The sequence below is a fragment of the Microbacterium sp. NPDC056736 genome (assembly GCF_042790415.1).
Lineage (GTDB): Bacteria > Actinomycetota > Actinomycetes > Actinomycetales > Microbacteriaceae > Microbacterium.
Genome location: NZ_JBHTZE010000011.1, coordinates 54,956 through 65,117, shown reverse-complemented (window position 1 = coordinate 65,117; position 10,162 = coordinate 54,956). Strand labels below are relative to the sequence as shown.

The following is a 10,162-nucleotide window of genomic DNA, read 5'->3' as shown; positions in this document are numbered from 1 at the left end:
GCCCCACACCGCGGCACCCGCGGCGAGCGCCCCCCCCCGGGCGAGCACGGGGGGGGGGGGGGGAGGCGGGGAGGTCGGGACAATTAGTCGCCGTGGGGGGGGTTGGCGCGGCCGCCCGCGCCCCCCCCCCCCGCGGCCGTGTCTCCGGTCCCAGGCGTTCCGCTCCCCGCGGGTCGCCCTCCCGGGGATCCGGAAATCGGAGAATCGCCCGCATTCCGGAGCCGTAGGGCCCGAGGACTCCGGAAACCGGCGAGAAGTCCGATCTCCGGAGCCGCGCCGGCGCCGGAGTTGCGCCATAGCCGCGCCCGACGCGCGCCGGATCCGCAGCGGCGCCCGCGCGCCGCGCGGCGGCCGGTCAGGGCAGCCGGTTCGCCTTGGCGAGGTTCGCGCGCAGCTCGGCCGCCGTCTGCCGGGCGACGTAGGCCGGGCGATCGCGCTCCAGGCGCCAGGACTCGCTCAGCGGGCCGGCGCTCACCGTGTCGAACCCGAGCGCGTCGTAGACGCCGGTGACGAACTCGACGGCCTCGGGGACGTCGCTCGCGGTGCCGAGCGCGCGCCGGTCCGGGTCGCCCGCCGGCAGACCGTCGGCGTTGATGTCGGAGGCGTAGAGGTGGTTGAAGGCCTTGACGACCTTCGACGTGGGGAGGTGGTCCTGAAGCAGCTGCGACGTGGTGGTCTCGCCGCGGTCCAGGGCGTCGAAGTGCCCGTCGCGCTCGAAGTAGTAGTTGTTGGTGTCGAGCACGATCTTGCCGGCCAGGGGCTCGACCGGCACGTCCTTCAGCGCCTTAAGCGGCACCGTGACGACGGCGATGTCGGCGGCGGCGGCCGCCTCCTCCGCGGTCGCGGCGGTGACCTTCGGACCCAGCTCGGCCACGAGGCCGGTGAGGGTCTCGGGGCCCCGCGAGTTCGAGATCACGACGTCGTAGCCCAGTCCGGAGAAGGCGCGGGCGAGCGCGCTGCCGATGTGTCCTGCACCGATGATTCCGATCGTTGTCATGTCGGCCCGCAACCGCGGGGAGCCTCCGCCCATTCCGCCGACGACCCGGAAAGTAACCGGGAAACGTTTCCGCAAAACGGCCCGGACGCCGCCCCGGCCGTGTGACGATGTCCGAATGGACTACGTGCACCTCGGACGAACAGGCACCTCCGTCTCGCGGATCGTGCTGGGAACGATGAACTTCGGCGACCGCACCTCGGAAGAGGACTCGTTCGCGATCATGGACCGCGCACTGGAGCTCGGCGTGAACTTCTTCGACACCGCGAACGGCTACGGCGGGGCCGGCGGCCGCGGGCGGACGGAGGAGATCATCGGGCGGTGGCTGCAGGCCCGCCGTGGCGTGCGCGACGACATCGTGCTGGCGACCAAGGTGCACTCGCCGATGGTCGACCCGACGCCCGACGGCGACGTCGTGAACGCCCGCGGCGCATCCGCGTGGCAGGTGCGGCGCGAGGCCGTCGGCTCGCTGCGGCGCCTGCAGACCGACCGGATCGACCTCTACCAGTTCCACCACATCGACCGCCACATCTCCTGGGAGGAGCTGTGGCAGTCGATGGAGGTCCTCGTCGCCCGCGGCGAGGTCGTCTACACCGGCAGCTCCAACTTCGCGGCGTGGAACATCGCCCAGGCGAACGAGATCGCCAAGCAGCGCCACTTCCTCGGCCTGGTGAGCGAGCAGTCGCTGTACAACCTCGTGCAGCGCTCCATCGAGCTCGAGGTCATCCCGGCGGCGCAGAACTACGGGCTCGGCATCCTGCCCTGGTCGCCGCTTGCCGGCGGGCTGCTCAGCGGCGGGTCCACCGACGCGAAGGCGCGCTCGGCCGGGGAGCGCATCACGTCGCAGCGCGAGGAGCGCCGCGACCAGCTCGACGCTTACGAGCGCTTCGCTCAGGAGCGCGGCTGGACGCCCTCGGCACTCGGCCTGGCGTGGCTGCTGCACCAGCCGGGCGTCACCGGGCCGATCATCGGCCCGCGCACCGTGGAGCAGCTGGAGTCGGCCGTCTCGGCGCTGGAGATCCGGCTGAGCGAGGACGACCTGCAGGCGCTCGACGAGCTGTTCCCCGGCCCGGGTGGACAGGCGCCGGAGGCCTACGCCTGGTAGCCGCAGCAGCCCGCCCGCCGCGGCAGCCCGCCCGCCGCGGCAGCCCGCCCGCCCCGGCACCCACCCGCCGCAGCCCCGCCCGCGCTCAGCGGCGGGCGGCGCGCTTGACGTGCTCGTACGCGTCCAGCGCGGCCCGCCGCGTCTCGCCGAGGTCGACGATCGGCGCGGGCGCGTCGCCCGAGAGGTGCTCCGGCGCCCACTCGCGCACGTAGAGCCCGTCGGGGTCGAACTTCTTCGCCTGCAGCTCGGGGTTGAAGATGCGGAAGTACGGCGCAGCGTCGGCGCCGGAGCCCGCGACCCACTGCCAGTTGAAGGCGTTGTTGGCGCCGTCGGCGTCGACGAGCGTGTCCCAGAACCACTCCTCGCCGCGCCGCCAGTCGATGAGCAGGTTCTTGATGAGGAAGGATGCCGCGACCATCCGCACGCGGTTGTGCATGTAGCCCGTGCGCCAGAGCTCCTTCATGCCCGCGTCGACGAGGGCGACGCCGGTGCGGCCGTGCTGCCAGGCCTCCAGGGCGCTGGGCTTCAGGCGCGGCCACGGGAACGCGTCGAACTCCGGGCGCAGGTTCCTCGTCGCCAGGTCGGGATGGTGGTACAGGATGTGCCAGGCGAACTCCCGCCAGCCGAGCTCCGACAGGAACCGCCCGCCGTTCCCGGCGGCGACCGTCTCGTGCCACACCGTGTGCGGGCTGACCTCGCCCCATCGCAGCCGGGGTGACAGCAGCGACGTCGCACCGGCAGCGGGCTCGTCGCGGGCGCGGTCGTAGCTCGCCAGGTCATCGCGCAGGAACTCGCGCAGCCGCCGGCGCGCGGCGGGCTCGCCGGGCTCCCACGCGTCGCGCAGCCCGGCCGCCCAGTCGGGCGCGGTGGGCAGCAGCGACCAGTCGTCGAGGGCGTCGGATGCCGCGGCCCGGCGCGGCCCCGGCACCTCGCGCGGCTCGGGGAGGGGGTCCCGTGGTGACGGAAGGGCCTGGCACGCGCGCCAGAACGGCGAGTACACCGAGAACGGCGTGCCGGCCCCGGTCTTCACCGTCCACGGTTCGAACAGCAGCGACGCGGCGAACGATGCGACGTCGACGCCGTCGTCGCGGAGTGCGGCCTTGAGCCCCGCGTCGATGTCGCGCTCCGGTCCGCCGTAGCGCCGGTTCCAGAAGACGGCACCGGCCGCGGCATCCGTCACCGTCTCGCGCACCACGCGGTCGGCCGGACCTCGCCTCAGCACCAGCGTCCCGCCCCGCTCCCGCAGGCGCTCGCCGAGCGAGGCGAGGGAGTGGTGCAGCCACCACCGGGCGGCGCCGCCGAGCGGGCGCACGCCGGGGCTCTCGTCGTCGAGCACGTACAGGCCGATGACGGGCTCGTCGCGGTCGAGCGCCGCGCGCAGTGCCGGATTGTCGGCGAGGCGCAGGTCGTCGCGGAACCACACGATCGAGGGTCCGGGCATGGGAGTCATCCTGCCCCGCGCGGGAGCCGGCGAGGCGGTCTTGACAAGATCGCCTCGCGCCGGGCCGCGCTCACCCGGCGGCTCAGAGGTCGTCGGTGGTGTGGCCCTTGGGCACCACGACCAGGAGCGCCGCCGGCTCCACGCGGGTCTTCACCGAGAGGGCTTCGCCGAACTCGTCGCCGTCCAGCTGCACCGGCTGCGCTTCCCGCGTCGCCAGTTCGATGCCCGCGCCGCGCGAGTACAGCACCGAGTTGTCCTTGGTGCGCAGCGACAGCACCCGGCGCCCGGTGCGGAAGCGTCGCAGGAAGCTGTTGTCCCACGCCACCCGGCGCCATACGAACAGCCAGCCGAACGGACCCTTCGGCTGGAAGATGACGATGTCCAGAGCGCCGTCGGCGACGGATGCCTCGGGGATGAGCTCGAGTCCCGCCGGCAGCTTGCCGCAGTTGGCGAACAGCACGCTCTGCACCCGGGACGAGTGCAGGCGGTGTCCGGGCAGTTCGTAGACGACGCGGAACGGCTTGGCGCTGGGGAGTGCCCGTGCCGCGCCGTCGACGTACGCGACCCATCCGACGGTCTTCTTCAGCTGCGGGTTGGTGTTGGCGATCATCGCGGCGTCGAGGCCGATGCCGCCCATCACCACGAACGCGTGCTCGGCCGTCGTGCCGTCGGGCCGGGCGAGCTCGCTCCACCCGACGTCCATCGGCATCGTGTCGCCGTCGAAGACCGCGCGCACCATCGCCTCGGGCTCGGCCAGCGGCAGCCTGAGGTTGCGGGCGAGCAGGTTGCCGGTGCCGCTGGGGACGATGGACAGCGGCACGCCGCTCCCGCTCATCGCCTCGGACACGGCGCGCACGGTGCCGTCGCCGCCGGCCACCAGCACGGCGTCGACGCCCTCATCGAGCGCCTGGCGCGTCACGTCGTCGCCGAGGTCGTCGACCGTCGTCTCGTAGAAGAGGGGCTCCGACCAGCCGGCCTCCGCGGCGAGCCGCGTCACCGTCTGACGCAGGGCGTCGGCGTCGACCTTCGTCGGGTTGTAGACCAGGGCCGCCTTCGGGGACGGACGCTCGGCGCCCTCCTCCATCGGGCGTGGCTCGCCCTCCGGGCCCACGCGCCGCGCCTCGCCGGCCTCGCCATCGGCGGTGTCGGGCTCGACGTCCTGCGGCTCGTGGATCACATCGTCGGGCTCGGCCGCCCGAGCCGGGTCGGGCGCATTCTCCTCGGCCGCGTCGGCCGTGGCCGAGGCGTCGGCCGCAGCGGCATCCGTCCCGTCGGCTGCCACATCGGCGAGATCGAGCTCCTCGGTCGAGGGGCCGTCGGCGTAGACGGCGTCGGCCGGGTGAGGGGTCAGATCGTCGTCGTCGCGCGCAGGGCCCTCGCCCGATCCGGATACCGCTGCCATGTCGTACAGATTAGGTCCCGGAATGGGCCGCGCGGTGCAAACCGGTGCGCGGCCGGGCAGTCGGATGCCGGTGCGCGGGCGCCGACTAAGCTTGCAGGGTGATCGATCCCGTGCTGCTCCGCGAGAATCCCGAGCTGGTCAAGCGCTCGCAGGAGGCGCGCGGCGAGTCGCCCGAGACCGTCGACGCCGCGCTGGAGGCCGACCGTGCACGCCGTGCCGCGATCACCGCCTTCGAAGAGCTCCGCGCCGCGCAGAACGCGCACGGAAAGAAGGTCGCGCAGGCTCGGAGAGAGGAGAAGGCGGCCCTCGTCGCCGAGGCGAAGGACCTCAGCGAGCGCGTGAAGCAGGCCCAGCACGCGGTCGCCGCCGCGGAGGAGGCATCCGCCGCGGCCTTCGCAGCGATCGAGAACATCGTGATCGAGGGCGTGCCCGCCGGCGGTGAGGACGACTTCGTCACCCTGCGCACGCACGGCGAGGTCCCGGCCTTCGCGTTCGAGCCGCGCGACCACCTCGAGCTCGGCGAGCGGCTCGGCGCGATCGACATGGAGCGCGGCACGAAGGTGTCGGGCAGCCGCTTCTACTTCCTCACCGGCATCGGCGCCCGCCTCGAGCTCGCCCTGATGAACCTCGCGCTCGACCGGGCGCTCCAGGCCGGGTTCACGCCGATGATCCCGCCGACGCTGGTGCGTCCCGAGGTGATGCAGGGCACCGGCTTCCTCGGCAAGCACTCCGCCGAGGTCTACCACCTCGAGGACGACGACCTGTACCTCGTCGGCACCAGCGAGGTGCCGCTCGCCGGGTATCACATGGGCGAGATCCTCGACCTGACCCGGGGCGCCAAGCGCTACGCCGGGTGGTCCACCTGCTACCGCAGCGAGGCGGGGTCGTACGGCAAGGACACCCGCGGGATCATCCGCGTGCACCAGTTCAACAAGCTCGAGATGTTCGTCTACACCACGCCCGAGGAGTCGGAGGCCGAGCACCTTCGCCTGGTCGAGATGCAGGAGCGGATGCTTCAGGATCTGGGCCTGTCGTACCGCGTGATCGACGTCGCCGCGGGCGACCTCGGCTCGAGCGCAGCCCGCAAGTACGACATCGAGGCGTGGGTGCCGACCCAGCAGGCGTATCGCGAGCTCACGTCGACCTCGAACTGCACGACGTACCAGGCGCGCCGCCTCGACATCCGCCACCGCCCGGAGGGCGGCAGGACGCAGCCGGTCGCGACGCTCAACGGCACGCTCGCCACCACCCGGTGGATCGTCGCCCTTCTCGAGACCCACCAGCGCGAGGACGGGTCGGTCGCCGTGCCGGAGGTGCTGCGACCCCTGCTCGGCGGGCTCGAGGTGATGGAGCCGGTCGGGTGAACCAGGCCCACGACGGCATCGGCGACCTGGCCCGCACCGCCGACGACATCGACACCGACCCCACCGTCGAAGAGGCCCTGCCCGACACCGGCCGGATCGACGTCGAGCCGCAGGAGGACGCGGCCGAGCTGGTCGACGAGCTGGCGCGCGAGACCGAGGCGCCCGGCGTGTCCGTGGCCCGCATGCTCATCGTGCTCGACATCGACGGCACGGTGCTGCTCGAGGACGAGTCGCTCAGCCCCGGCGTCGTCGAGGCGGTCGCCCACGCGCAGGACGCGGGCCACGAGGTGATGATCGCGACAGGTCGCAGCTGGGAGGGCACCCGCGGCATCCTGCGCGTGCTCGAGCTCGCTCCCGAGTACGTCGTGTGCTCCAACGGCGCCGTCGTGCTCAAGCGCGTCGACGCCGAGGAGCTGATCTACGAGCGGTGGCACGTCGAGACGTTCGACCCGAGCGAGGTGCTGACGCTGCTGCGCGAGCATCTCCCGCAGGCGCGATACCTCGTGGAGCTTCCCGACGGCGTGCGCCTGTACACCGAGTACCTCGAGGACTGGAACCTCGTCCATGCCCGCCGCGTGCCCTTCGAGGAGCTGGGGCGCCAGCGCGTCTGCCGTGTCGTGGTGGTCTCGCCGGAGCAGGACGAGCAGGACTACCTCGAGCTGGTGCGCGACATCGGGCTCCACGAGGTCTCGTACGCGGTGGGCTGGACGGCGTGGCTCGATATCGCCCCGCAGGGCGTCGACAAGAGCACGGGGCTGGAACGCGTGCGGGCCGAGCTGGGGATCGAGGCCGAGAACGTCCTCGTGATCGGCGACGGCCGCAACGACGTCGGCATGTTCCGATGGGCGCTGGAGCACGGCGGCCGCGCCGTGGCGATGGAACAGGGCCCGCAGGAGGTGCGGGACGCCGCGGGGGAGACGACCGGCTCGGTGCAGGCCGGCGGCGTGGCAGCGGTGCTGCGCGCGCTCTGACGGGCACCCACGGCGCTCGAGCGCGTCCTTCAGAGGATTGCCAGCCGCTGTTGGAAGAATGGGTCGACAGTGCTGTCGGCTAGACTCGACGCCTGTTCGACGGATGCCGCGCTCCTTGCGAGCCGGGATCCTCGGGAGGGTTGTCCGAGCGGCCGATGGACCTGGTCTTGAAAACCAGTGGGCAGCGATGTCCCGTGGGTTCGAATCCCACACCCTCCGCAGAACGCGTGTGCCGGGGGCTTGAGAGCAGATCCCGGAGAGGAACCGAGTGAGCCAGACCCGCCGACCCGCCCGCCAGGGCCGCCGCACCGTGGCGCGCCATGGTGAGCTGTCGTCTCCCGGGCCGCTGGCGTTCGTGCTCAAGCTCGTCGGCGTCATCGCCGCGGTCGCCCTCGTCGCCGGGTTCGGCGTCGCCGCCTACGCGCTGTCGGACCTCACCTCCAGCTTCGCCGACGACGCCGTCGAACTCGAGGGCCAGGGGACCGTTCCTCCCGACATCGGCGCCATCGAGGGCGGCGTCGACGTGCTCCTCGTCGGCACCGACGAGTGCGAGCCGGAATACGCGCATATCTTCGGCGACCGCTGCACCGGGCCCGAGGCCGAGGGGCAGCTCAACGACGTCAACATGCTCGTCCACATCTCGGACGACCCGCGCCGGGTGACCGTGGTGTCGTTCCCGCGAGACCTGATGGTTCCCATCCCGTCGTGCACGAGCGAGGACGGCACGACCACCGCCGGCAGCTCGTACGCGCAGATCAACTCCGCGTGGGGCGACGGCGGGCTCTCGTGCGTCGCGAAGACGATCAAAGAGCTGAGCGGACAGAACGTGCCGCTGGCGGCCAAGGTGAGCTTCGGCAACGTCATCAACATCACCGACGCGATCGGGGGCGTCGAGGTCTGCATCGGCAACGGCGGCATCAAGGACGTCTATACCGGCATCGACTGGGAGGCCGGGGCTCGAACGGTCCAGGGCGTCGAGGCGCTGCAGTTCCTCCGCACGCGTCACGGCCTGGCCAACGGCAGCGACCTGGCGCGCATCAGCAACCAGCAGCAGTACATGTCGAGCCTCGCGCGCAAGCTCGTGAGCGAAGAGGTCATCTCCAACCCCGCGACGCTGTACAAGCTGGCGACCACGGCGGTGGACAACATCACTCCGAGCGCGGGGCTGACCAATCCGATGACGCTCGCGCAGATCGCGCTCGCGGTGAAGGACGTGCCCTTCCAGGACATCGTGTTCCTGCAGTACCCGGTGCTCGAGGACCCGGTCGATCCGAACCGCGTCGTTCCCGACTACGATGCCGCTGAGCAGATGTGGGCGGCCCTGGCCGCCAACGAGCCGATCGAGGTCACGCACGACCAGGATCTGACCGGAGGAGTGATCGTGGCCGACCCGCAGCCCACCGAGGCGCCCGCCGACCCCACCCCCAGCGCCGATCCGAGCGCGACCCCCGCCCCGAGCGAGACCGCGGTGGCGCTTCCCGAGAACATCCCCGGCCAGAACGCCGCGCAGCAGACCTGCTCCGCCGGCAACGTCAGGGCCGAGGGCTGATGCCGGCGACCAGGCGACCCTCGACGGAGGGTCGCGGGCCCCTCGCGCGCCACGGAGTGCTGCCGACGAGGCATCCGCTCATCACCCTGATCTCGATGCTCGGCGTCGCGGTGGCGGTCTTCGGTGTGAGCGCGGCCGGCATCGCGGCGTACAACGTGTGGGACGCCACGCGGGCGATCGCGGCGAACGCGGTGGTGCTCGACGACGAGAGGCCGCTGCCGCCGTCGCTCGGCGCCATCGAGGGCGGCGTGAACGTGCTCCTGGTGGGCTCGGACTCGTGCGAGGGTCAGGACGTCGCGCTGTTCCCGCGCTGCGCCGAAGACGACTCACCGGGCGAGCGCAACGACGTCACGATGCTCGTGCACATCTCGGACGAACCGCGCCGTGTCACCGTCGTCTCGTTCCCACGCGACATGCTGGTGCCGATTCCGGCATGCGCCAAGGAGGACGGCAGCGGTGACCACCCGGCGATGTCGCAGCAGATGATCAACGCGTCGTACATGTACGGCGGGCTGGGCTGCACGGTGCGCACCGTCGAGGCGCTCACGGGCGAGCAGGTCCACTTCGCGGCGGCCATCCGCTGGACCGGCGTCATCAACATGTCCGACGCGATCGGCGGCGTGGACGTCTGCGTCGCGGGCGACATCCAGGACCGCCACACCGGCCTCGACCTCGCCGCCGGCACCCACACGCTCGTGGGTGTCGAGGCGCTGCAGTTCCTGCGGGTCCGCCACGGCATCGGCGACGGATCCGACCTCGGGCGCATCTCGAACCAGCAGCAGTTCATGTCGTCGATGGTGCGCAAGCTGCAGTCCGACGCCGTGCTGGCCAATCCCGCGACGCTCCTCAACCTCGCGACCACGGCCGTGAACCAGGTGCAGCAGGGGCAGCTCGTGCTCAGCTCGGGGCTGACGAATCCGAACCTCATGGTGCAGATCGCGATGGCGATGAAGGACGTGCCTTACGAGGACATCGTGTTCGTGCAGTACCCGACGCGCTACTCGTCTGGCGACGGCGCCAGTCGCGTGATGCCGGTGACGGATGCCGCGGACGTGCTGTTCGAGGCGCTGCGGGCGAACCAGCCGCTCAGCCTCACCGGCGAGGCCAGCCAGGGCTACGGCGTCGAGGTCACCGGCGAGGCCGTGAAGCCGGATGCCGCCGCCACGCCTGCACCGGGCGGTGAAGCCGTCGAGACCCCGGCAGCCGAGGCGCCGGTGGCCGAGGAGCGCGTGGAGCTGCCCTCGGAGATCGCCGGCCAGACGGCGGCGCAGACGACGTGCACGCTGCCCGAGAACTGACCGCTGTGCATCCGGTGCGTGCACTGCGTTTTCCTTCC

General features: G+C 71.9%; 8 protein-coding genes and 1 tRNA gene. 6 read left to right on the top strand and 3 right to left on the bottom strand.

Annotated elements, in window-relative coordinates; genetic code table 11:
- Positions 1–355 precede the first annotated feature (355 nt).
- Complete coding sequence (locus ACFRAL_RS17015) at positions 356–997, bottom strand: NADPH-dependent F420 reductase (protein WP_378885242.1); 642 nt, start codon at positions 995–997, stop codon at positions 356–358.
- A 115-nt stretch (positions 998–1,112) separates the two neighbouring features.
- Between ACFRAL_RS17015 and ACFRAL_RS17010 the strand changes: the two genes are divergently transcribed.
- Positions 1,113–2,099: an aldo/keto reductase gene (locus tag ACFRAL_RS17010; RefSeq protein WP_336394589.1), complete on the top strand. Its 987-nt coding sequence runs from the start codon at positions 1,113–1,115 to the stop codon at positions 2,097–2,099.
- Positions 2,100–2,184: 85 nt separating this feature from the next.
- Here ACFRAL_RS17010 and ACFRAL_RS17005 read toward each other — a convergent pair whose 3' ends face one another.
- Both ACFRAL_RS17005 and ACFRAL_RS17000 read right to left on the bottom strand, forming a co-directional pair.
- Positions 2,185–3,540 carry a cryptochrome/photolyase family protein gene (locus ACFRAL_RS17005; RefSeq protein WP_378885239.1) on the bottom strand — a complete coding sequence of 452 codons (1,356 nt, stop codon included), beginning with the start codon at positions 3,538–3,540 and terminating at the stop codon, positions 2,185–2,187.
- A gap of 82 nt (positions 3,541–3,622) precedes the next feature.
- Positions 3,623–4,942: a diacylglycerol/lipid kinase family protein gene (locus ACFRAL_RS17000; RefSeq protein WP_378885237.1), complete on the bottom strand. Its 1,320-nt coding sequence runs from the start codon at positions 4,940–4,942 to the stop codon at positions 3,623–3,625.
- Positions 4,943–5,040: 98 nt separating this feature from the next.
- Between ACFRAL_RS17000 and serS the strand changes: the two genes are divergently transcribed.
- The 5 genes from serS (at position 5,041) to ACFRAL_RS16975 (ending at position 10,124) form a co-directional block, all read left to right on the top strand.
- Positions 5,041–6,306 (top strand): serine--tRNA ligase, encoded by a 1,266-nt coding sequence (gene serS / locus ACFRAL_RS16995; protein WP_378885234.1) that lies wholly within the window; start codon positions 5,041–5,043, stop codon positions 6,304–6,306.
- A complete protein-coding gene (locus ACFRAL_RS16990) occupies positions 6,303–7,277 on the top strand; it encodes an HAD family hydrolase (protein ID WP_378885231.1) in 975 nt (324 codons plus the stop codon). Before serS ends, ACFRAL_RS16990 begins: the two co-directional genes overlap by 4 nt.
- A 134-nt stretch (positions 7,278–7,411) precedes the next feature.
- Positions 7,412–7,496: transfer RNA gene (locus tag ACFRAL_RS16985), tRNA-Ser, on the top strand.
- 49 nt (positions 7,497–7,545) lie between these two features.
- Entirely contained in the window at positions 7,546–8,826 is a 1,281-nt protein-coding gene (locus tag ACFRAL_RS16980) for an LCP family protein (RefSeq protein WP_378885228.1), read from the top strand.
- Complete coding sequence (locus ACFRAL_RS16975) at positions 8,826–10,124, top strand: LCP family protein (protein ID WP_378885225.1); 1,299 nt, start codon at positions 8,826–8,828, stop codon at positions 10,122–10,124. The genes ACFRAL_RS16980 and ACFRAL_RS16975 overlap by 1 nt, the downstream gene beginning before the upstream one ends.
- The last annotated feature ends 38 nt before the right edge of the window (positions 10,125–10,162 follow it).

What these genes read in the sequence shown, in the direction of transcription:
- ACFRAL_RS17015 (WP_378885242.1), bottom strand. Translation starts at nt 997, where the DNA reads ATGACAACGATCGGAATCATCGGTGCAGGACACATCGGCAGCGCGCTC.
- ACFRAL_RS17010 (WP_336394589.1), top strand. Translation starts at nt 1,113, where the DNA reads ATGGACTACGTGCACCTCGGACGAACAGGCACCTCCGTCTCGCGGATC.
- ACFRAL_RS17005 (WP_378885239.1), bottom strand. Translation starts at nt 3,540, where the DNA reads ATGCCCGGACCCTCGATCGTGTGGTTCCGCGACGACCTGCGCCTCGCC.
- ACFRAL_RS17000 (WP_378885237.1), bottom strand. Translation starts at nt 4,942, where the DNA reads ATGGCAGCGGTATCCGGATCGGGCGAGGGCCCTGCGCGCGACGACGAC.
- ACFRAL_RS16975 (WP_378885225.1), top strand. Translation starts at nt 8,826, where the DNA reads ATGCCGGCGACCAGGCGACCCTCGACGGAGGGTCGCGGGCCCCTCGCG.